At 76.4% G+C, this 21,082-nt stretch carries 19 protein-coding genes; 14 read left to right on the top strand and 5 right to left on the bottom strand.

Annotation, left to right across the window (positions count from 1 at the left end):
* On the top strand, positions 1–623 hold a 623-nt coding region (locus KVT14_RS12815; protein WP_217616013.1), incomplete at its 5' end, for a sugar nucleotide-binding protein.
* A gap of 45 nt (positions 624–668) precedes the next feature.
* Here the strand turns inward: KVT14_RS12815 and rfbA are convergent.
* Positions 669–1,541, bottom strand: coding sequence for a glucose-1-phosphate thymidylyltransferase RfbA (gene rfbA, locus KVT14_RS12810; RefSeq protein WP_217616012.1), 873 nt, complete (start codon positions 1,539–1,541; stop codon positions 669–671).
* A 122-nt stretch (positions 1,542–1,663) separates the two neighbouring features.
* Here rfbA and KVT14_RS12805 point away from each other — a divergent pair, with 122 nt between their 5' ends.
* The gene (locus tag KVT14_RS12805) at positions 1,664–2,611 is read left to right on the top strand and encodes a glycosyltransferase family 2 protein (RefSeq protein WP_217616011.1); all 948 of its coding nucleotides are present in this window, start codon (positions 1,664–1,666) and stop codon (positions 2,609–2,611) included.
* On the opposite strand, the gene KVT14_RS12800 is transcribed toward KVT14_RS12805, so the two are convergent.
* A complete protein-coding gene (locus tag KVT14_RS12800; RefSeq protein WP_217616010.1) occupies positions 2,580–3,566 on the bottom strand; it encodes a lysylphosphatidylglycerol synthase domain-containing protein in 987 nt (328 codons plus the stop codon). The two genes, KVT14_RS12805 and KVT14_RS12800, sit on opposite strands and share 32 nt — an antisense overlap.
* Positions 3,567–3,622: 56 nt before the next feature.
* Between KVT14_RS12800 and KVT14_RS12795 the strand changes: the two genes are divergently transcribed.
* The 4 genes from KVT14_RS12795 (at position 3,623) to KVT14_RS12780 (ending at position 9,020) form a co-directional block, all read left to right on the top strand.
* Positions 3,623–4,717 (top strand): glycosyltransferase family 4 protein, encoded by a 1,095-nt coding sequence (locus KVT14_RS12795; protein ID WP_217616009.1) that lies wholly within the window; start codon positions 3,623–3,625, stop codon positions 4,715–4,717.
* Between the two features lie 31 nt (positions 4,718–4,748).
* On the top strand, positions 4,749–5,612 hold the full coding sequence (locus KVT14_RS12790) for a bifunctional 2-polyprenyl-6-hydroxyphenol methylase/3-demethylubiquinol 3-O-methyltransferase UbiG (protein WP_217616008.1): 864 nt from the start codon (positions 4,749–4,751) through the stop codon (positions 5,610–5,612).
* A gap of 86 nt (positions 5,613–5,698) precedes the next feature.
* Positions 5,699–6,901, top strand: coding sequence for a mannose-6-phosphate isomerase, class I (manA, locus tag KVT14_RS12785; protein WP_217616007.1), 1,203 nt, complete (start codon positions 5,699–5,701; stop codon positions 6,899–6,901).
* Positions 6,902–6,914: 13 nt separating this feature from the next.
* Positions 6,915–9,020 (top strand): hypothetical protein, encoded by a 2,106-nt coding sequence (locus KVT14_RS12780; RefSeq protein ID WP_217616006.1) that lies wholly within the window; start codon positions 6,915–6,917, stop codon positions 9,018–9,020.
* A 75-nt stretch (positions 9,021–9,095) separates the two neighbouring features.
* Here KVT14_RS12780 and KVT14_RS12775 read toward each other — a convergent pair whose 3' ends face one another.
* A complete protein-coding gene (locus tag KVT14_RS12775) occupies positions 9,096–9,854 on the bottom strand; it encodes a TIGR03089 family protein (RefSeq protein ID WP_308161057.1) in 759 nt (252 codons plus the stop codon).
* A 183-nt stretch (positions 9,855–10,037) separates the two neighbouring features.
* Between KVT14_RS12775 and KVT14_RS12770 the strand changes: the two genes are divergently transcribed.
* From KVT14_RS12770 to KVT14_RS12760, 3 genes are read left to right on the top strand one after another with little or no spacing between them, the layout of a single operon-like run.
* The gene (locus tag KVT14_RS12770; RefSeq protein ID WP_306795790.1) at positions 10,038–10,367 is read left to right on the top strand and encodes a WhiB family transcriptional regulator; all 330 of its coding nucleotides are present in this window, start codon (positions 10,038–10,040) and stop codon (positions 10,365–10,367) included.
* Between the two features lie 26 nt (positions 10,368–10,393).
* Positions 10,394–14,428: a glycosyltransferase gene (locus KVT14_RS12765; protein ID WP_217616005.1), complete on the top strand. Its 4,035-nt coding sequence runs from the start codon at positions 10,394–10,396 to the stop codon at positions 14,426–14,428.
* Position 14,429: 1 nt separating this feature from the next.
* Positions 14,430–16,067, top strand: a complete 1,638-nt coding sequence (locus KVT14_RS12760; RefSeq protein WP_217616004.1) for a DUF5719 family protein — start codon at positions 14,430–14,432, stop codon at positions 16,065–16,067.
* Between the two features lie 15 nt (positions 16,068–16,082).
* Here KVT14_RS12760 and KVT14_RS12755 read toward each other — a convergent pair whose 3' ends face one another.
* Both KVT14_RS12755 and KVT14_RS12750 read right to left on the bottom strand, forming a co-directional pair.
* Positions 16,083–16,976 (bottom strand): glycosyltransferase family 2 protein, encoded by an 894-nt coding sequence (locus KVT14_RS12755; RefSeq protein ID WP_217616003.1) that lies wholly within the window; start codon positions 16,974–16,976, stop codon positions 16,083–16,085.
* A 12-nt stretch (positions 16,977–16,988) separates the two neighbouring features.
* Complete coding sequence (locus tag KVT14_RS12750; RefSeq protein ID WP_308161056.1) at positions 16,989–17,468, bottom strand: metallopeptidase family protein; 480 nt, start codon at positions 17,466–17,468, stop codon at positions 16,989–16,991.
* Positions 17,469–17,541: 73 nt separating this feature from the next.
* Between KVT14_RS12750 and KVT14_RS22445 the strand changes: the two genes are divergently transcribed.
* The 5 genes from KVT14_RS22445 to KVT14_RS12725 all read left to right on the top strand — a co-directional run bounded on the left by KVT14_RS22445 (position 17,542) and on the right by KVT14_RS12725 (position 20,973).
* Entirely contained in the window at positions 17,542–17,922 is a 381-nt protein-coding gene (locus tag KVT14_RS22445) for a DUF3499 domain-containing protein (protein ID WP_147794069.1), read from the top strand.
* Between the two features lie 6 nt (positions 17,923–17,928).
* Positions 17,929–18,222 carry a hypothetical protein gene (locus KVT14_RS12740; RefSeq protein ID WP_254630858.1) on the top strand — a complete coding sequence of 98 codons (294 nt, stop codon included), beginning with the start codon at positions 17,929–17,931 and terminating at the stop codon, positions 18,220–18,222.
* Positions 18,223–18,297: 75 nt separating this feature from the next.
* A complete protein-coding gene (locus KVT14_RS12735; protein WP_308161055.1) occupies positions 18,298–19,767 on the top strand; it encodes a phosphomannomutase/phosphoglucomutase in 1,470 nt (489 codons plus the stop codon).
* Complete coding sequence (locus KVT14_RS12730) at positions 19,764–19,973, top strand: Trm112 family protein (RefSeq protein ID WP_205693691.1); 210 nt, start codon at positions 19,764–19,766, stop codon at positions 19,971–19,973. Before KVT14_RS12735 ends, KVT14_RS12730 begins: the two co-directional genes overlap by 4 nt.
* A gap of 76 nt (positions 19,974–20,049) precedes the next feature.
* Positions 20,050–20,973 (top strand): cation diffusion facilitator family transporter, encoded by a 924-nt coding sequence (locus tag KVT14_RS12725; protein ID WP_217616001.1) that lies wholly within the window; start codon positions 20,050–20,052, stop codon positions 20,971–20,973.
* Positions 20,974–21,082 lie beyond the last annotated feature (109 nt).

Genomic DNA, 21,082 nt, shown 5'->3' with positions numbered 1-21,082 from the left:
CGACGGCCGCCGGACCCGCCCTGCTGGACCGCGCCGCGCGCGCGGCCGGGGCCCGCCTGGTGCAGGTCCCCACCGACTACGTCTTCGACGGACACGCGGACCGGCCGTACGCCGAGGACGCCCCGATCCTGCCGCGCTCCGCGTACGGCCGCACCAAGGCGTCGGGGGAGTGGGCCGTGCGCGCGGGGGCGCCGGACCACCTGGTCGTGCGCACGGCGTGGCTGTACGGCGCGCACGGCGGCTGCTTCCCGAAGACCATCGCACGCGTGGCCGCGGAGAAGGGTGGCCTCGACGTCGTGGCCGACCAGGTCGGGCAGCCCACGTGGACCGCCGACCTGGCGGACCTCGTCGAGCGGCTCGTCGCGTCGGGGGCGCCGGCCGGCACCTACCACGGCACGTCCCAGGGGCGGACGTCGTGGCACGGGTTCGCGCGGGCCGCCGTGGCGGCCGCCGGCCTCGACCCCGCGATCGTGCGGGAGACGACCTCGGAGAAGTTCGTCCGTCCCGCGCCGCGGCCGGCCTACTCCGTCCTCGGGCACGAGGCGCTGCGCGCCGCGGGGGTCGAGCGGATCGGGGACTGGGCCGCGCGCTGGGAGGCCGCGGCAGGGTCCGTCCTCGCCTGACACCGGCGGGCGGGTCCGGCGACGTCGCCGGACCCGCCTCCCGGATCAGCCGCGGCCGTCGGTCAGGAGACCGAGCAGGTAGGTGCCGTACCCGGACTTGACCAGCTTCTCCGCACGCACCCGCAGGTCGTCGTCCGACAGGAACCCGCGGCGCCAGGCGACCTCCTCGGGCGCGCCGATCTTCAGGCCCTGCCGGGACTCGATGGTCCGCACGTAGTCCGAGGCCTCGAGCAGCGAGTCGAAGGTCCCCGTGTCGAGCCATGCGGTCCCGCGGTGGAGCACCTCGACCTGCAGGCGCCCCTGCTCGAGGTAGTGCCGGTTGACGTCGGTGATCTCGTACTCGCCGCGGGCGGAGGGCGCGAGGTCCTTCGCGATCGCGACCACGTCGTTGTCGTAGAAGTACAGGCCCGGGACGGCGTAGGACGACTTCGGCTCGGCCGGCTTCTCCTCCAGGGAGAGCGCCCGGCCCTGGTCGTCGAACTCGACGACGCCGTACGCGGTCGGGTCGGCCACCCGGTACGCGAAGACGGCGGCGCCGTCGATGTCCTCGAACCGCGTCAGCTGCGACCCGAGGCCGGGGCCGTAGAAGATGTTGTCGCCGAGCACCAGGGCCGCGGAGTCGTCGCCCACGAAGTCCTCGCCCAGCACGAACGCCTGCGCGAGCCCGTTGGGCTCCGCCTGGACGGTGTAGCTGATCGAGATGCCGAACTGCGAGCCGTCGCCCAGGAGGCGCCGGAAGTGCTCCGCGTCGTGCGGGGACGTGATGACCAGCACGTCCCTGATGCCCGCGAGCATCAGGGTGGAGAGCGGGTAGTAGATCATCGGCTTGTCGTAGACCGGGACCAGCTGCTTGCTGACGCCGAGGGTGATCGGGTGCAGGCGGGTGCCGGAGCCTCCCGCGAGGATGATGCCGCGCATGGGCACACAGTGTGGCGCATGACGGTCCCGGTGCGCGGCGTGACCACCCGGGAGGGTGGCGGGCGACCCCTGCGCGGGACCTGCGATACTGACGCGTCCCCTCCCCGCGCGTCAGGAAGCTCATGAAGGTCTTCGTCCAGATCCCCTGCCTCAACGAGGAGGACACGCTCCCCGCCGTGCTCGCCTCGATCCCGAAGCAGATCGACGGCGTCGACGAGCTCGAGATCCTGGTCATCGACGACGGGTCCTCGGACCGCACCGTCCAGGTGGCCCGGGAGCTCGGCGTGCGGCACGTCGTCCGGCACTCCCGGAACATGGGCCTCGCCCGGTCGTTCCGCGACGGCGTCGACTACGCGCTGTCGCACGGGGCCGACGTCGTGGTGAACACGGACGGGGACAACCAGTACCCGCAGGACCGGATCCCCGACCTCGTGCGGCCGGTCATCGAGGGGGTCGCCGACATCGTCATCGCCGACCGGCAGACCGCGACGATCGCGCACTTCTCACCGTTCAAGAAGGTCATGCAGCGGTTCGGCAGCGCGGTGGTCAACCGTGCCGCGGACACCCGGCTGCCGGACGCGGCGAGCGGCTTCCGCGCCTACTCGCGCGCCTCGCTGTACCGGCTGAACATCGTCACCGAGTTCTCCTACTGCATGGAGACCATCATCCAGGCGGGCCACAAGCGCCTGCGGATCGTGTCGGTCCCGGTCACCACCAACGCCAAGACCCGCGAGTCGCGGCTCTTCAAGAACATCTTCCACCACATGGCCAAGTCGGGTTCGGCCATCGTGCGCAGCTACCTGATGTTCAAGCCCTACGCGATCTTCGCGACGCTCGCGGTCGTGTTCGGCGCGCTGGCGCTGATCCCGATGGTGCGCTTCCTGATCCTGTGGGCGCTGCACGGGGACGCGGGCAACGTCCAGTCCCTGATCTTCGCCGCGATCATGTCGGTCGCGGCCCTGCTCTCCGTCGCGCTCGGCGTGCTCTCCGACCTGCAGCGCACCAACCGGGTGCTGCTCGAGGACCAGCTCGAGCGGATCAAGCAGATCCAGTACGACCGGACGCGCTGACCGCCGTCCGGCGGGCGTGCGCCTTCTCGGCCAGGATCGCGGCCCCGGCGCTGACACCGTCCCCGGCGAGCATGAGGAACCGGCTCACCACGGCGAGCACGAGCGCGTCCTCACGGGGGAGCGCAGGGGCCAGCGCCAGGACCAGCGCGGCCTCGCGTGCCCCCGCTCCCGCGGGGAGGAACACGATCACGAACCCGACGACCCAGGCGAGTGCGTAGCCGCCGGTCGTCAGCAGGAACAGGCCCTCCGAGGGTGCCCCGACGGACCGGGCGAGCAGCCACAGGTGCGTGCCGAACGCCGCCCACATCCCGAGGCACCACAGCGCCGACGTGAGCACGGCCCGGCCGCCGATCGCGCCGGCGGGCTCGCGGCGCGTGACCCGCAGCGCCAGCGTCACCAGCCGGTTGAAGACGGGGGGCAGCAGCACGACGACGCCGGCGACCGCGACCAGCACGAGCCACCAGTAGCTGGCGAACGCGTCGGGCGAGGACAGTGCCAGCGTGACACCCGCCACGCAGACGCCGACGACCAGCCCGACCAGCATCTGGGTGAGCGACGCCAGGCCGGCCCGGGCCCGGGGGACGCCGTACTCCTTCGACAGCTCGGCCTGCGCCACGATCGGCCACACGCTGCCGGGGACGTACTTGCCGAGCTGTCCGAGGAAGTACACGCGCGCCGCTGCGAGGTGCGGCAGCCGGGAGCCGACGCCGGCCAGCACCGCACGCCAGGACAGCATCGCGCAGCACAGCCCGGCGAGGATGGCCACGACCGCGCCGGCGACGGACGGCAGGTCGAGCCGTCGCAGGCCCGCGACGAACCCGGACCACTCCTGCGCGACGAACACCGCGGCGAAGACCACCACGAGCCCGAGCGCGGCCCACTTGAGGACCGCGCGCCAGCGGGCCCGAGGGGTCGCGGCGGCGGGCGTGGTGGTCTGCGGTTCGGTGTCGGGCACCCCGCGATGGTAGTCGGCGCCGGGATGCTGCCCCGTTCCGCGTAGGGTGCAGCACCGTGGCCACCGCGACGCTCTTCGTGACCCGGAAGTTCCCTCCCTCCGTCGGCGGGATGGAGACGCTCGCCTCCGACGTGTGGGCGACGCTGTCGGCCGGGGGCGACGGCCGCGACCGGCTCATCGCCCACGGCGGGCCCAACGCGCGGATGCCCCTGTGGCTGCCCGGGGCGGTGCTGCGCACCGTCCGGCTCGTGCGGCGTCGCGAGGTCGGGTACGTCCTGGTCGGGGACGTCCTGCTCTACCTGCTGCTGCGCCCGGTCCTCGTGCTGCTGCGGGTCCCGCACGCCACGATGGCGATGGGGAAGGACGTGGTGTGGCGGCAGCCCGTCTACCAGCGGCTCGTGCGCCTCGTGCTGCCGCGCGCGCCGCGCGTGCTCGCGATCAGCGCCGCGACGGCGGCGACCGTCGTCGACGCGGGAGCTCCGGCAGACCGGGTCGTCGTGGTGCGCCTCGGGGTGCGGCTGCCCGAGGGCGGTCCGGCGCGCGACGCCGCGCGGGCCGAGCTGAAGCGCCGCTTCGCCGTCCCCGAGGGGGCGACCGTGCTGGTCACGGTCGGTCGCCTCGTCCGACGCAAGGGGGTGGCCTGGTTCCTGGACACGGTGCTGCCGGAGGTCCCCGGTGCCGTGCACCTGGTCGCCGGCTCGGGGGAGGACGCGGACCGGATCGCCGCCGCGGTCGCGGCGCACGGGCTCGGCGACCGGGTGCGGCTCCTGGGAGCGGTCGACGATGTGGACCGGGAGCTGCTGATGCGCGGCGCCGACGTGTTTGTGCAGCCCAACGTGCCGGTCGCCGGGGACATGGAGGGGTTCGGCCTGGTGGCGGTCGAGGCGGCCGTGCGCGGGTCGCTGGTGCTCGCCGCCGATCTGGAGGGTCTGCGCGACGCGGTGCTGCCCGGGGAGACGGGCGAGCTGCTGCCGTCCGGCGACGCCGAGGTGTGGCGCGCGGCGCTGGACGAGGTGGCAGCCGACCCCGTGGCGGCGGAGCGTCGCGCCGAGAGGTACGCGAGCCGGTGCCGCGAGGTCTACTCCCGGGAGCAGATGGGTGCGCAGCTCCGGCTCGCGCTCGGGGCGGCGTCGACCCCCCCGAACCGCTGACGCGACGTCCGTCGTTCCGTACATTGAGGACATGACGGCGAGCAGCCCAGGGGGCCACGACGGCGTGCGCGGCGAGGCGACGACCGAACGCATCACGGTCGACGAGTACCAGTCGTCGGAGGGCGACTACCTCATCTACGTGCTGCACACCGCGACCTACGACTTCGCGCGGCCCCACGTCGAGGGCAAGGAGGTCCTCGACTTCGGATGCGGCACCGGCTACGGGACAGCCGGGTTGGCGGGGGTGGCGACGCGCATCACGGGGGTCGACATCGCACCCGAGGCCGTCGCGCACGCGCAGGCGCACTACCAGCTCCCGAACCTCGAGTTCCGGACCATCGGGGCGATCGAGCACAGCGCGCTGCCGTTCGAGGACGACGTGTTCGACGTCGTGGTGTCGTTCCAGGTGATCGAGCACGTCCGCGCGGTCGACCGCTACCTCGCGGAGATCCGACGGGTGCTGCGGCCGGGCGGTGTCTTCCTGTGCGTCACGCCCGACCGGACCCTGCGGCTCTTCCCGGGCCAGCGGCCCTGGAACGAGTTCCACATCACCGAGTACGCACCCGAGGGGCTGCGCTCCGTGCTGGCCACCGAGTTCCCCGACGTCGAGCTGCTCGGCATGACGGCAGGTCCGGCCGTGCTGCGCGCGGAGCTCAGCCGGTACCGGCGGACGCGCCTGCTGACCTATCCCGTGACGTTCCCCGGCATCCCGGACCGCTGGCGTCTCGGGGGCGTGCGCCTCGTGAAGCGGCTGATCGGCGGCAGGTCGGCGGGAGGCGCTCCGACGGGAGGCCGGCGCGACTTCGGGTTCGGCCCGGGGGACGTGCGCGTCGCGGCCGGCGCGACGCCGTGCGTCAACATCGTCGCGGTGGCGCGGACGCCGCAGCACGGCTGATCGCGTCACCCGAACGCGCACCAGGAGGCCGTGAGGCGGCGGCTACCATCGGATCCCTGTCCTGCCGCCGAGCTCCCGGGGACCACGTGTACCGCCTGACGACCGCGATCCAGAACTACGCCTGGGGATCGCCGACCGCGATCCCGACGCTGCTCGGGCTCGAGCCGACGGGACAGCCGGTCGCCGAGGCGTGGTTCGGCGCGCACGCCAGCGCCCCGTCGCGCTGCGTCCCGGAGGAGGGCACGCCGGGGCCGCCGATGCACGAGGTGATCGCCGCGGACGCGGCGGCCGTGCTCGGGACCGACGTGGAGGCGCGGTTCGGCGCCGCCCTGCCGTACCTCCTCAAGGTGATCGCAGCCGAGACGCCCCTCTCGCTGCAGGTGCACCCGCAGATCGATCGCGCCCGCAGCGGGTTCGAGGAGGAGGAGTCCGCCGGCGTCCCGGTGGACGCACCGCACCGGAACTTCCGCGACCGCAACCACAAGCCCGAGCTCGTCTACGCCCTGACCCGGTTCGAGGCGATGTGCGGGTTCCGTGCGCCGCGCCGGGCCGCCGAGCTGCTCGAGGGGCTCGACGTGCCGCTCGCTCGCGAGCTGCACGCGACGCTCGCTGCGTCGCCGTCGGCGGCGGGCATCGAGGCCGTCTTCACGCGTCTGCTGCGGCCCGAGACGCGGCCGGCCCCGGAGGCGGTCGCGGAGGTCGCGGCGGCGTGCGCGGCCCGGCTCGAGGGCGGTTCGGTCTCGCCGCGGGCGGATCGCACCGTCGTGCGCCTGCAGGACGCGTATCCCGGGGACCCCGGGGTGGTGACGTCGCTGCTGCTCAACCCCGTGACGCTCCAGCCGGGAGAGGCGCTGTTCGTCCCCGCGGGCGGGGTCCACGCCTATCTCAAGGGCCTCGGCATCGAGATCATGGCGAGCTCGGACAACGTGCTGCGCGCAGGACTGACGCCGAAGCACGTCGACGTCGACGAGCTCCTCCGGAACGTCGACTACGTCGCGGCCCCGCCGATCCGGATCGCGCCCGAGAAGTTCCACGGCGCGACCCGGGTCTACTACGCGCCCGTCGACGACTTCGAGCTGTCGGTGACGCGGGTGGACGACGGTCAGGTGCACCCTCTCCCAGGGCGTGGCCCGCGGGTCCTGCTGTGCCTCGAGGGGCGCATGACGGTGAGCTCCGCGGGAGACGGCGCCCTCACGCTGACCCGCGGGCAGGCGGCGTTCGTCCCGGCGTCCGACGGGGCGCTCGCCGTCGAGGGCGGCGGCACCCTCGTCCAGGCCGACGTCCCCTGACGGGGCGACCGCGGTGAACGTGCCGCGCGGCGAGCTGCAGGCCCCGCCCGCAGTCCGCCGGCCGGAAGCCGTGCGGCGCACCGCCGAGCTCGCGGGTGCCGCGGTCCGCGAACTGCCCGACCGGGCGCCCGTCGTCCTGCTGGCGCTCGGGCTCGCGGCGCTCCTCGCCGTGCTGGCGGGGCAGTTCCGGCCCGTTGTCGTGCTGCCCGTCGCGGTGGTCCTCGTCGTCGTCACGTGGCGCTGGGTCCCGTCGTCGCCCGCGGGCCGGCGGCACCTGCTGGCCGCCCTGGCGGCCCTCGCCCTGGTCGCGGGGTGGGCGGTCTGGGGATGGTCCCGCGCGGGCGAGTACGTCGTCGTGAACCGCGACCCCGGGTTCCTGACGTTGAAGGCGCTGTGGCTCACGCACCACTCGTCCAGCGCGATCCCCGTCGGGAGCGCCGAGGCTGCGGCCGCGGCGACCGCGGGAGGCAGTGCAGCCACCGAGGCGTTCTGGCTGCAGGACGGCGCGCTGCACGCCCAGGGCAGCAGCATGCTGCCGGCCCTGCTCGCGGTACTCGGCTGGGGCGGCGGTGAGCAGGCCGTGCTGGCGGGCGGGACGGTGCTGGGCGCGGTCGCGCTGCTGGCCGTGTTCGCGGCGGCGCGCCGGGTCGCCGGACCCTTCTGGGCGCTGACGCCCGTGGCGGCCCTCGCCGCCAGCCTGCCGTTCCTCGTCGGCACGCGCGCCGCGTACACGGAGCCGCTCACGATCGCACTGCTGTGCGGCGGGCTCGCGGTCGGCCACGGCGCCTGGCGCCGCGGGGCCGTGGGGACGCACGCACTCGCCGGGCTGCTCCTGGGCGCGGTGGGTGCCGCGCGGATTGACGGCGCCGTCGTCCTGGTCGGCCTCGCCGTGGGCTGCGCGGCGGCAGGTGCGTCGCCGCCGGGGCGGGCCGACCGCCGGGCCGCGACCCGGGGTGGGTTGGCCGCACTCAGCGCCGGTGCGGCGATGGTGGGGCTCGGCCTGGCCGACGTGCTGCTCCTCAGCCCGGAGTACGCGCGGGTGCACACCACGCAGCTCCGAGCGCTCCTCGTCGCCGCGGGGCTCGTCGTCGTGCTCACCGTCCTGGTCCTCGTGCTGCCGTCCGCGTGGCTCCAGCGCGTCCGGGCGGCGGCGCTCGATCGTCGCCGCGGCTCGGGCCGCGTCGCGATGGCCGTGATCGTCGCCGCTGGCGTGGTGCTCGCCAGCCGGCCGTCGTGGTGGCAGGGCCACTACGTCGACCCGTCGTCCGGGGCCGGCTACGCCGTGCAGATCCTGCAGGCTGCGGCAGGCGAGCCGCTGGACGCCACGCGGTCGTACGACGAGCGCACGCTGGCCTGGGTCGGCTGGTACCTCGGCGTGCCCGCCGTGGTCCTGGGCTTCGCCGGTCTCGCGCTGCTCGCGCGCCGGGCCGTGGCGGGCCGCGACCCGGCCGCGACGGTGGTCGCGGCCGTCATCGGTGTCGCGGCCGTGTTCCCGCTCGTGCGCGCGAGCATCACCCCCGACCAGGTGTGGGCGGTGCGCCGGCTGCTGCCGGCGACCTTCCCGGGGCTGCTCATCGCGGGGGCCGTGGCGCTGCAGGCGCTCGCCGGCGCGCGGTGGTCGGGCGTGCTCCCGGCGGCGGCACGACGGGTGGTCGCAGCCGGCCTCGCGCTCGCAGTCGTCGCGTTCCCGCTCACCACGTGGCGGCCCGGCGCGTCGGTCGTCGAGTTGTCCGGCCGGGCCACGCAGGCGCACGCCGTGTGCGACGCGCTCGACGGCCTGGGCGTCGAGCGCGTGGTGTGGACGCACTCGAGCCCGTTCCGGTATCTCGCGACGCTGCGGGTGCTGTGCGACGTCGAGGTGGTCGAGTTCGTGACGCCGCCGACGACGGCCGACCTCGCGGCGGTGCGCGCCGCGTGGGGCGGCGGCCCGGTGGCGGCGCTGAGCTTCGACCCGGGCAGCTACGTCTGGACGGTGCCGCCCGCCGGGTCCGTCGGGAGGACCGCGTCCACGACGCTGGGCCGGACGCTGACGGGCGTGCCGCGGACCGTCGACACGACGTGGAGCGAGGTCTGGATCGGTCTGGTGCAGCCGGACGGGACCGTCGCGCCGGCGGGCTGAGCGCGCTGCCACGATGTGACGACCTCGTGGGCCGGGCGCGCCCCGGAGGCGGGTCCGACGCAGCCGGGGGCGGCGTCAGAGGCGCGCCGTGACCAGCTCGGACGTCGCGATCCGCTCCGCCCGGTCGGCGGCGTCCCCGGGCTCCGGGCGCAGCAGCACGACCGAGCCGCCGCCCGCCAGCACCCCCAGCGTCGCGAGCAGCGCCGACGCGGTCGCGCCCCGCTCGTCCGACACGGGCAGCAGCGCGCGCGACCCCGCCGGCACCGGCGCCGCGCCGGACGCCGCCGCGACCAGCCCTGCGTGCGGCACGGGGGTCGCGCCCACCTCCAGCGCGGGCTCCGCGGGCTCGACCGCGGGCGCCCAGCCGACCACGTCGCCGTAGGTCATCACCGACTGCGCGGCGTCCAGCGCCCCGGCGGGCAGGTCGCCGTCGAACCGGCGGGCGAGCGCGGGCAGCGCAACCGCGACCGCCCCGGCGCCCCGGGGCAGGTCGAGCACCGCCGGGCGGTCCGAGACGACCACGTCGGCGGTCGCTGCGGCGGCGTGCGCGTCGGTGGCGACCGTCGCGCCCACCCGCCAGGCGGCCAGCGCCCAGACGACGGTGCGCCAGTGCGGCGGCAGGTCGAGGAGCACACGCGTGCCGGGGCCGGCGTCGAGCTCCTCCACGAGCAGGTTGGTGGTCTTGCTCACCCAGTTGTCGAGCACCGCGCCGGACAGCTCGATCCGCTCGCCGGCGGGTCCGTACCAGGTCACGCGGGGGCGCCCCGGCTCGCTGAGCAGGGCCGACAGGACGTCGGCGACGGAGGCGGCGGGACGGGGCGTCGAGAGGGGCACGGGAGCAGCCTAGGTGCCCGTGATATCGAGGATCCGGACATATCGCCCGGTAAGCGCTTCAGTACCAGTCTTCCGCTTGACTACGCGGAACGACACGCGTGTAATTCCCTGGAACGGGTGGCGCGCGGGTGATCGCGGACCGCCCCGCGGACCATCGACACGAGCACGACGGGGGAGGCACACATGTGGAGTCTGCTCGACGACGAGGGACCCTTCCCGTCCGAGGCGCGCACGCCCCAGCCTGAGGCGGTCGCGCCCGTGCTGCCGCTCTTCGGCACGCCCGAGGACGACGGCATCATGGGCTGGCAGGAGCGCGCCCTGTGCGCCCAGACGGACCCCGAGGCGTTCTTCCCCGAGAAGGGGGGCTCGACGCGCGAGGCCAAGAAGGTCTGCACCGGCTGCGAGGTCCGGGCGGAGTGCCTGGAGTACGCGCTCGCCAACGACGAGCGGTTCGGCATCTGGGGCGGCCTGTCCGAGCGTGAGCGCCGCAAGCTCAAGCGGCGTGTGGTCTGATCGCGCCCGCCGGGGCGCCTGACGTCGTGACCGCCAGCACGCTGCACCCCGGCGCGCCCACGACGGGTTCCCTCCCCGCCGCCGCACCCGCGACGGCGGTGGTCGTCGCCCGCGGCGTCACCCCCTTCGTTGCGACGACGCTCCGCGCGCTCGCCGCCCAGACCCGCGCGCCCGCGCGGGTGCTGCTCGTCGACGCGGGCGACCGTCCCGACCCGGGCCTCGCCGCGGTGCTCCGCCAGGCGGGCCTCCCCGCGGGCACGACGACGCTGCTGACCGCCCCCGGCGCGCGCACCTTCGGCGACGCCGTGCGCGCCGCCGTCGCCGCCGAGGACGACCTGCCCGGCGGCGCCTCGCGCTGGCTGTGGCTGCTGCACGACGACTCCGCCCCCGACCCGGCCGCGCTGGCGGAGCTGGTGCGCGCCGTGCAGGCCGCGCCGTCCGTCGGCGTCGCCGGCGTGAAGCAGCGCACCTGGACGGCGCCCGCGCGGCTGCTGGAGGTCGGCGTCCGCACGTCGCGGTCGGGACGCCGCATGACCGACATGGAGCCGGGCGAGGTCGACCAGGGCCAGCACGACGGGCGCGAGGACGTGCTCGGCGTCGGCCTGGTCGGCGCGCTGGTCCGGCGGGACGTGTGGGCGGAGCTGCGGGGGACCGACCCGGCCCTCGGCCCGTTCGGCGACGGCCTCGACCTCTCCCGGCGCGCGCGCCTGGCCGGGCACCGGGTGCTCGTGGTGCCGTCGGCGGTCGTCCGGCACGCCCAGGCGGCCTACCACGGGCTCCGCGACCCCGGCACCGACCCGGCCTCCATCGTCGACCTGGACGCGGACGGCGAGCCCGACGGCGCCGACCCGCGCCGGTCGTACGCCGCGCGCCGGGCCGCGCTGCTGCACCAGCGCCTGGTGTGGGCGCCGCTGCCCCTGGTGCCGTTCGTCGCCGCCATGGCCGTCCTGGCCGGGCTCGTGCGCGTGCTCGTGCGGATCGCGACCAAGGAGCCGGCCCTCGCCGCCGCCGAGCTCGCCGCGCCGCTGCGCGCGCTCGGCCGCCCCGCCTCCGTCGTCCGCGCCCGGGCGCAGGCCCGCCGCACGCGCGCGGTGCCGCGCCGGACGCTGCGGCCGCTGCAGGCCGACGGTCGGACCGTGTGGCGGCAGTGGCGCGACCGGCGCCTCACCCGCGCCGAGGCCCGTCGGGTGGTGCGGGCGCCGAGCGAGCTGGAGCTGCGCGAGCTCGCGGCGCTGGCGCTGCGGCGCCGCGCCGGCCTCGCGGTCGTCGCCGTCGCCCTCGTCGTCGTGACGGCCGCCGCCTTCGGGCCGCTCGTGCTCGGCACCCTGTCCGGCGAGTCGCTGGTCGGAGGTGCGCTGCTCGCGGCCACGTCCGGGCTGGGCGACGTGTGGGCCGCGGCCACCAGCGGCTGGGTGTCGGGCGGCCTCGGCTCTCCCGGACCCGCCGACGCCCTGGTCACGGCCCTGCTGCCCGGGACCGCGGTCGCCGGCGGCAGCCTGGGCGTCGCGCTCGCCGTGCTCGTGCTCGGCTCGGTGCTGCTCTCCGGGCTCGGCGCGTGGTTCGCCGCGGGCGCCGCCACCCGGTCCGTCGGCGTCCGGGTGTGGGCCGCGGTCGTGTGGGCCGCGCTGCCGAGCCTGCTGCTCGCCGCGGGCCAGGGCCGCGCCGGGGCGGTGCTCGTGCACGTGGCGCTGCCGTGGCTCGCGCTCGCGCTGGCGCGGGCCGTCGGGGCGCAGCAGGTCGACGTGGTGCTGTCCGGCGTCGTCACCGCCGCGCGCGCGGAGGACGGCGCCGTGCCCGGGCGGGACCTCGGCGCCGAGGAGTGGCCCGACCCCGAGGCGTGGGCACGCGCGGGCGAGCCCGCGCGTCGCCGTGGGCGCCGGGCGGCGGGGCGCGAGGACGGCGACGCGGGGAGCGCGACGGGCGCGACCGCGGCGGACTCCGGCGCGACGCCCGTGGTCACCGGCGCGACGCCCTTGGTCACCGGCGCGACGCCCGCGGTCGAGGGCGACCGCGCGGAGGCAGCCGGCGACCTGCAGGCGACGGACGCCACATCCGCCGAGGCCGCGGGCGGGCCGGCCGCGGAGCGCGATCGCGACGAGGCCAGCGACGTGACGCCGGTGCGCGGCACCCGCGCGGTGCCGGCCACCACCGGGGCGACCGAGGCCGTGACGGCGCGGGTCCCGGCGACCGACGACGCGGTGGACGACACCACCGACACGGCTGACGACACCACCGGCACGGCGGCTGACGACACCACCGGCACGGCGGCTGACGACACCGCCGGCGCGACGGCTGACGCCGCGGCCGACGCCCACCCCGACGACCTCTCCGCCGCCCCCACCCGCCCGTCGGGCTCGATCGCCGCGGCCGCCGCCGCGTCCCTCGCGTTCGCCGTCGTGGCCGCCGGGGCCCCGGTGCTGCTGATGCCCGGCGTGCTGCTCCTGCTGGTGGTCGCCGCGTGCGCCCCACGCGGCCGCCGGCTGCGTGTCGTGCTCGCCGCGGTGCCCGCGCTCGTCCTGCTGGGCCCGCTGCTGGCCGAGGCGGTGTCCCGCGGCCTCGACGGCGTGCGGCTGCTCGTCGCCGACCCCGGCGCGCCGCTCGCCTCCGACCCGGCGTCCGCCGTCGCCGCGCTGCTCGGCGTGCCGGTCGACGCCACCGCCCTCGTGCCGTCCTGGCTGCCCGGCTGGGCGCCCGAGTCGGTCGTCACCTGGTGGCCGGTCGCGACCGGCGGTGCCGTCCTGCTGCTGGCCTTGATCGCCCTGCTGCGCGGGGCACCGGCCGCCCGGGCGGTGCGGCTCGGCTGGGTGGTCGCCGCCGTCGGCCTGGCCGCCGCCCTGGTCGCCGGCCGGGTGGCCGTCGGCGAGGACGACGGCACGGTCGTCGTCGGCTGGGCGGGCTCCGGCGTCTCGCTCGCGATGGCCGGGCTGCTCGCCGCCGCGGTGCTCGGCACCCGCGGGACGCGGGCGTGGCTGGACCGGGCGTCGTTCGGCTGGCGGCAGCTGACCGCCGTCGTCGTGACCACGGTGGTCGTCGTGCTGCCGCTGACCGCGTGGGTCGGCTGGGCGTGGCAGGCGCGCGACGGCGCCGCCGCGGACCTGACGACGATGGACCGCGCGGTCGTGCCGGCCATCGGGCGGCAGACCCAGCAGTCCGAGGACGCCCCGCGGGTGCTCGCGCTCGTGCCGTCGACCGAGGACCCGGCGAGCGGTGGCACCGCCGCGGGCGCCGTCGACTGGCAGCTGCTGCGCGGCGACGGGCCGCAGGTCCTCGAGTCCGCGGCGGCCGCGCGGACGGCGGACCTCGCCGGCGGGCTGACCGACCCGGCCGCCGCCGAGCCGGACGACGCGGACGCCGAGGTCGAGGCCGTCGTCGGCACGCTCGCCGTCGGGTCCAGCACGGACGTCGCCGCGGACCTGGCGGCCCTGGCCGTCGCGGACGTGCTGGTCCCCCCGCTGCCCGCGGCCGAGGACGACCTCACGCGGCAGCAGGCGCGCACGGCGCTGATCGGGCGCCTCGACGCCACGCCCGGCCTCGAGCGGATCACCGAGGGCGACTCCGGGGTGATCTGGCGCGTGCAGCCCTCGGGCGGCGCGGTCGGCGAGGACGCGCAGGGCTCGACGGCCGACGCGTCCGCCGACGCCGGCCCGGCCGCCGACTCCGCCGTGCCCGCCGTGGTGACCGCGTGGGCGCGCCTGGTCCCGGACGCCCGCGCCACCCAGGACGCAGCCGGCCTGGCGTCCGCCGACGCGGTCGCCGTGCCGGCGGTGCCGGGCGTCGTCGCGCGGGTGGACACGGAGATCGAGCCGGGTGACGACGGGCGGCTGCTCGTGCTCGCCGAGCGCGCGGACGCCGGGTGGCGCGCGACGCTCGACGGCCGGCCGCTGCGCGCGGTGACCGACGGCTGGCGGCAGACGTTCGAGGTCGGGGGTGAGGGCGGCCGCCTGGTCGTGACGCACACCGCCCCCGACCGGACGGCGTGGACGGTCGCACAGGGTGCCGTGGGGCTGCTGGCCCTGCTGCTCGCGCTGCCGGTCCGCCGCCGTCGGGCTGGGAGGCGATGACATGACGGACCCGACCGTCGGGCGCCCGCGCCGGACCGGGCGCGCCGCGCGCCTGCTCTCCGGCGCGCTGGTGCTCGGCCTCACCGGCGGTGTGGTCGCGATCGCCGTGGCGGCGCCGCCGACCGAGGCCCGCCCCGTGCCGGCCGCCACCGTCGACGTCGCGCCCACGGCCACGACCCTGGTCTGCCCGGGGCCGCTCCAGCTGCCCGACGACACGCTGTCCGGCGACTCGGCCTTCGACCGGGTGCCGGTCGCGCCCGTCGAGCGGGTCACCGCCTTCGACACCGTGACGTCGGCGACCGCCTCGCTGACCGTGCTCGGCGCGGACCCGGTGGCGCTGACGGGCGGCACGGGGTCCGTCGCGTCGCCCGACGCCGCGACGGTGCTGCGCGCTGAGCCCGTGGACGGCGAGCCCGCCCGGGTGGCCGGCGCCACGTCCTCGGTGGTCACCGACGGCGACCTCCGCGGCCTGTCCGCCGCGTCCTGCGCGCGCCCCTCGGCCGACGTCTGGCTGGTCGGCGGCAGCACGGAGCTGGAGAGCACCGCCGACCTCGTGGTCGTGAACCCGGGTGCCACGCCCGCGGACGTGACCGTCGAGGTGTGGGGCCCGTCGGGCGCGGTCGACCTCGCCAACGGCGGCACGTTCCTCGTGGCGCCGGGGGCCGAGCGCGTGCTGTCGCTGCCGGGCGTCGCCGCCGAGCAGCGCCGGATCGCGGTCCGGGTCACCGCCGCGGGCGGCCAGGTGTCGGCCTACCTCCAGGACTCCCTGCTCGACGGGTTCACCCCCCGCGGCACCGACCTCGTCACCGCGGGCACCGGCCCCGCGACGACCCAGGTGGTCCCGGGCATCTCCGTCGTCGCCACCGAGGTGGACGCCGCGGACGCGGGCGCGCTCCGGCTGCTCGTGCCCGGTGACGAGGACGCGACGGCGTCGGTCCGGCTGCTCGGGCCGGACGGCGACGTCGAGCTGCCCGGCGCGCAGGAGCTCGACCTCCCCGCGGGCGAGGTCACGGACGTGTCGCTCGGCGGGCTCGCCGCCGGCAGCTACACCGCGGTGGTGGAGTCGACCGAGGCCGTGGTCGCCGGCGCGATGATCGCGCGCGAGGGCAAGGCCGGCGAGCTGGACGAGGGGCCGCGGCTGGAGCGGGCCTGGGCCGCGTCCGCGACCCCCGGCAGCGGGTTGGTGGCGGTGCCGGCGGGAGCGGCAGGCACGCTCACGCTCACCGCGGTGCCGACGGGCGACGAGGGCGCGCCCGCGCCTTCCCCGACCGCCTCGGCCACGCCCACCCCGGAGCCGACCGAGGGCCAGCGGCCGGACCCGGAGGCGGACGCGGCTCCCGAGGGCCCCACCGTCACGGTGACCCTGCGTGCCTACGGCGCTGCCGGGGTGGTGGCCGAGAAGGACGTCGAGGTGCCGCTCGGGTCGACCCTGCCCTACGCCGTGAAGACGCTCGGCACCGGTGTCGTCGGCGTGGAGGTCGTGGCGCCCGACGACGACGCGGTCGACCTGTCGTGGGCGCTGTCGGCGGCCGTCTCGCACGCGATCGGACCGCTCATCTCGGTGCTGCAGCCGGTCACCGACGCCGAGGCGGTCACCCGGGCCCAGGTGCGCGAGGGGTCGCGGGTCGGCCTCGACTGAGGCTCACCCCCGGGCTCAGCGCGCTGCGCGCAGCTCCACGACCTCGCGCGCCTTCAGCCCGACCGACACCGCGGCGCGCACCGGCCACTGGTACCACCGGTGGTACCGCCGGTGCAGGTACCGCTCCGCGGACCGGTGGTGCGCCGAGATCATCGCGGCCGGCTTCGCCTTCCACGACACCCCGCCGACGTGCATCACCCGCGCCGACGGCACGTAGACGTTCGGCCGCCCCGCGAGCGCGAGACGCTCGCCCAGGTCGACGTCCTCGAAGAACATGAAGTAGGCGTCGTCGAACCCGCCGACCGCCTCGAACGCGTCCCGGCGGAGCAGCAGGCAGGCCCCGGACAGCCAGCCGGCGGACCGCTCGGCACCGACCGTCTCCTGCCGGCGCTGGTAGGCGCGCGTCCACGGGTTCCCGGGCCAGACCTTGCCGAGCACGGCGTGGCCGGCGCCCTGCGTCAGCGACGGCAGCTCGCGCGCCGACGGGTAGACCGTGCCGTCCTCGTTGAGCAGCGCGGGCCCGAGCGCCCCGGCCGCGGGGTGCCGCTCCGCGGCGTCGAGCAGGGCGTCGAGGGAGCCGGGCTCCCAGACGACGTCGGGGTTGGCCACCACCAGGAACGGCTGCGTCGCGCCGCGTGCGCCGGCGTTGGCGCCGCCGCCGTAGCCGAGGTTCTCGCCGGTGCGGACCACGCGGCCGCCCGCCTCGGCGGCGACCCGGTCGGCGACGGCCGGGTCGGCACCGTTGTCGACCACGACGAGCTCGACGGGCGCGGTCGTCGCGGCGGCGAGGGACCGGGTGAAGTCGGTGAGCTCCGGACCCGGGTTGTACACGATCGTGATCACGCGGACGGCGGGGCGGCCGGCGGACGGGGTGGCGGGGGCGCGGCTCGGCTCGGGGGTCGTCGTCATGGCCGGGTCAGGCTACCGTCCGTCCCCGAGCTCGGGGTCGACCTCCTCGGGCGAACGTCCCAGCAGGTGCGCGACCTGCTCGACGACCACCTCGTGCACGACGTCGGCGAGCTCGTCCGCGTCGACGGCCCGGGACTCCACCGGCCGCCGGTACACCACGATCCGCGGCGGCAGGCCGGGCTGCGACGGGAACGACCGGCCGAGCGGCACGCCGCCGGACTCCCACGGCGCCGGGTCGGACGGGGGCACGTCCTCCACGGCGAACTCCACCCCGTCCAGGTACTTCCCCCAGCGGACCTCCAGGCGCTCGACCGAGTCCAGCACGAGGTCGTCGAACCGCTCCGCGCGGGTGCGGTGCGCGGGCAGCGAGGCCGGGAGCAGCGGGCCGCGAATGCCGCGGCCGCGGCGGTCGCGGCGGCGGACGGCGCCGACGCGGGGGACCGGTCCGCCCGGGGTGCCGGGGGCGGCGGGGACGTGCCGACGGGGTGCCACCACGGCACTGTATCCGGGTGACAACGCGGGTCGCGCGCACGCTCCGGCCGCGGGCGGCGGTAGGTTCTACCCCGTGAGACCCGTCCGCCAGTGCTCCCGCACCGCGTGCGGTCGTCCGGCGGTCGCGACCCTGACGTACGTGTACGCCGACTCGACGGCCGTCCTCGGCCCGCTCGCCAACCTCGCCGAGCCGCACTCCTACGACCTGTGCGCCGAGCACGCCTCGCGCCTCACCGCCCCGCGGGGGTGGGAGGTCGTCCGGCTGACGCCCGAGTTCGTCGAGACCGGCCCGAGCCACGACGACCTGCTCGCGCTCGCCGACGCCGTGCGCGAGGCGGGCCGCCCGGCCCCCCGGCACGCCGCCGCGGTGCCCGACGGCCTGCCGCCGGCCGCCGAGCTCGACACCGAGCGCCGCAGGGGTCACCTGCGCGTGCTGCGCGGCGAGGAGGGCTAGCCCGCGATGGCCGGTGCAGGGGGCGGTGGGACAGGTCGCCGCAAGGGACGCCGGGGAGAGCCCGAGCCGACGCCGCTGGGGTCGCTGAGCCAGGCCGGGCAGGAGCACGCCCCGGGGACGGGCGAGTGCGAGGTCTGCGGGTCGACGCGACTCACCCGGCTGCACCTCGCGCTGGCCGACGGGACGGACGTGACGTTCGTGTCCTGCCACGAGTGCGAGCACCGGGCGTGGTTCCCGCTGGACGGCGACGGGACGTCGCTGAGCCGGGACGAGGTCGTGCGGCGGTCCATCCGGGGCTGATCCCACTCGTCCGGGTGGAGGGGGAGCACCCCTGGTGGCCCACGTGGCCGCACACCGATGGGATACCGTGACGCCGTGCCTGAGACCTCCGCGCTGCCCGACCTGACCGGCCTGATCAAGGCGTACGACGTCCGGGGCACGGTCCCGGACCAGCTGAACGCCGGGGTCGCCCGCGCGATCGGCGCGGCCTTCGCCGACGTCGTCGTCCTGCCCGAGGCCGCGGACGGCGCCCGTCCTCGCGTGGTGATCGGCAACGACATGCGCCCGTCCGGCCCGGAGCTGGTCGGCGCGTTCGCCGAAGGGCTGGCCGCGCGCGGCGTCGACGTCATCACGATCGGGCTGTGCTCGACGGACGGCCTGTACTTCGCGTCGGGCAAGCTCGGCATCCCCGGCGCCATGTTCACCGCGAGCCACAACCCCGCCGAGTACAACGGCATCAAGCTGTGCCGCGCGGGCGCCCGCCCGGTCGGCCAGGACTCCGGGCTGTCCCGGGTGCGCGACCTCGCGGCCGAGTACCTGCGCGACGGCGTGCCGGGCGCGGCCGAGGGCACGGCGGCCGGCGAGGTCACCGAGCAGGACCTGCTGGGCGACTACGCCTCGTTCCTGCGCGGCCTGGTCGACCTGTCCGGCATCCGCCCGCTGAAGGTCGTCGTGGACGCCGGCAACGGCATGGGCGGGTTCACCGCGCCGGCCGTGCTCGGCACCGGCGCTGGCCTGCCCGAGCTGCCGCTCGAGGTCGTGCCGCTGTACTTCGAGCTCGACGGCACGTTCCCGAACCACGAGGCGAACCCGCTGGAGCCGGAGAACCTGCGCGACCTGCAGAAGGCGGTCGTCGAGCACGGCGCCGACATCGGTCTGGCGTTCGACGGCGACGCCGACCGCTGCTTCGTCGTCGACGAGAACGGCGACCCGGTCAGCCCGTCCGCGATCACGGCCCTCGTCGGCCTGCGCGAGATCGAGCGGGAGAAGGCGGAGGGCCGCACGCCCACCGTGATCCACAACCTCATCACCTCGATGGTCGTGCCGGACCTGGTGACCGCGGCCGGCGCCAAGGCCGTCCGCACCCGCGTGGGCCACTCGTTCATCAAGGCGCAGATGGCCGAGTCGGACGCGGTGTTCGGCGGCGAGCACTCCGCGCACTACTACTTCCGCGACTTCTTCTTCGCGGACACCGGCATGCTCGCGGCGCTGCACGTGCTCGCCGCGCTCGGCGGCCAGCCGCACCCGCTGTCGGCGCTCGCCGAGCAGTACCAGCCGTACGTCGCCTCGGGTGAGATCAACTCCCGCGTCGCGGACGTGGCCGCCGCCCGCGCGCGCGTCGTCGAGGCGTACGTCGAGCAGCAGGGTGCCGGCCCGGTCACGGTCGACGAGCTCGACGGCCTGACGGTCTCGCACTGGGACGCCCAGCCGCAGTGGTGGTTCAACCTGCGCGCGTCGAACACCGAGCCGCTGCTCCGCCTGAACGTCGAGGCCGCGGACGAGGACATCATGGAGAAGGTCCGCGACGACGTGCTCGCCCTCGTCCGCCAGGACGGCGCCGCGTGAGCGCCGCCGAGCCCGTGGGCACCACCGGCCTCGCCCCCTGGGTGCGGGAGCTGCTGCGCTGCCCCGTGACCGGCGCGACGCTCGTGGACGGCGTCGGCCCGGGCGGCCAGCCGGAGCTCGTGTCGACCGACCCCGACCGCCCGCTGGCGTACCCCGTCCGGGACGGCATCCCCGTCCTCCTCGCCGACGAGGCCCGCCCGGTCTAGCATCACCGCTCGGGCCACCGCGCGGCGGCCTCGGGGGACCTCGGTCGCCCGTGCGCTGACCAGCGGAGGGACCGGCATGGCACACGGAGGCGGGAACAAGGCGATCATCGCCGCGCTGTCCGCGAACCTGGGCATCGCGGTGACGAAGTTCATCGCCTTCCTGCTCACCTCGTCGAGCTCGATGCTGGCCGAGGCGGTGCACTCGGTCGCCGACTCCGGCAACCAGCTGCTGCTGCTCGTCGGCGGCCGCCGGGCCCGGCGCGCGGCGGACGAGGAGCACCCGTTCGGCTACGGGCGCGAGCGGTACATGTACGCGTTCATCGTCGCGATCGTGCTGTTCAGCCTCGGCGGCCTGTTCGCGCTCTACGAGGCGTGGCACAAGTTCGCCGACCCGCACCCCATCGAGTCCTGGCAGTGGGTGCCGCTCGCGGTGCTCGGGGCGGCGATCGTCATGGAGGGGTTGTCCTTCCGGACGGCGATCGGCGAGGCGAACCACACCCGCGGCAAGCAGGGCTGGGTGTCCTACATCCGCACCGCGAAGGCGCCCGAGCTGCCGGTGGTGCTGCTGGAGGACTTCGGTGCGCTCATCGGCCTCGTGCTGGCGCTGTTCGGCGTGTCCATGACGCTGGTGACCGGCGACGGCCGGTGGGACGCGGTGGGGTCGGCGGCGATCGGCCTGCTGCTGGTCGTCATCGCGATCGTGCTGGCGGTCGAGACCAAGAGCCTGCTGCTGGGGGAGTCGGCCACGCGGAAGGACGTCGACGCGATCCGCGCCGCGCTGGTCGGCCCGGGCGTCCCGTCGGTCATCCACCTGCGCACGCTGCACCTCGGCCCGGAGGAGCTGCTGGTCGCGGCCAAGATCGAGGTGCCGGCGGCGTCCAGCGCGGGCGACGTCGCGGAGGCGATCGACGCGGCGGAGCAGCGGGTGCGGGCGGCGGTGCCCATCGCGCGGGTGATCTACCTGGAGCCGGACCTGCGGCACGCGCTCGCCGCGAGCTGACCGCCGGGCCGCCGCCCTCGAGTGGAGCGTTCTGCCCGACACGCCGGCGCGTGTCGGGCAGCACGCTCCACTCGTCGCCACTCCCGGGAGGAGCCGGGCCGGGTTCCGG

This window comes from Cellulomonas sp. GbtcB1 (genome assembly GCF_019091725.1).
Classification (GTDB): Bacteria; Actinomycetota; Actinomycetes; order Actinomycetales; family Cellulomonadaceae; genus Cellulomonas.
This window is presented reverse-complemented; position numbering and strand designations above follow the sequence as displayed.

Bases quoted from the DNA above. Each gene is read 5' to 3' on its own strand.
- KVT14_RS12740 (WP_254630858.1), top strand. From the start codon at position 17,929: ATGGCCGGTGCAGGGGGCGGTGGGACAGGTCGCCGCAAGGGACGCCGG.
- KVT14_RS12725 (WP_217616001.1), top strand. From the start codon at position 20,050: ATGGCACACGGAGGCGGGAACAAGGCGATCATCGCCGCGCTGTCCGCG.
- KVT14_RS12760 (WP_217616004.1), top strand. From the start codon at position 14,430: ATGACGGACCCGACCGTCGGGCGCCCGCGCCGGACCGGGCGCGCCGCG.
- KVT14_RS12755 (WP_217616003.1), bottom strand. From the start codon at position 16,976: ATGACGACGACCCCCGAGCCGAGCCGCGCCCCCGCCACCCCGTCCGCC.
- KVT14_RS12805 (WP_217616011.1), top strand. From the start codon at position 1,664: ATGAAGGTCTTCGTCCAGATCCCCTGCCTCAACGAGGAGGACACGCTC.
- KVT14_RS12770 (WP_306795790.1), top strand. From the start codon at position 10,038: ATGTGGAGTCTGCTCGACGACGAGGGACCCTTCCCGTCCGAGGCGCGC.
- rfbA (WP_217616012.1), bottom strand. From the start codon at position 1,541: ATGCGCGGCATCATCCTCGCGGGAGGCTCCGGCACCCGCCTGCACCCG.
- KVT14_RS12790 (WP_217616008.1), top strand. From the start codon at position 4,749: ATGACGGCGAGCAGCCCAGGGGGCCACGACGGCGTGCGCGGCGAGGCG.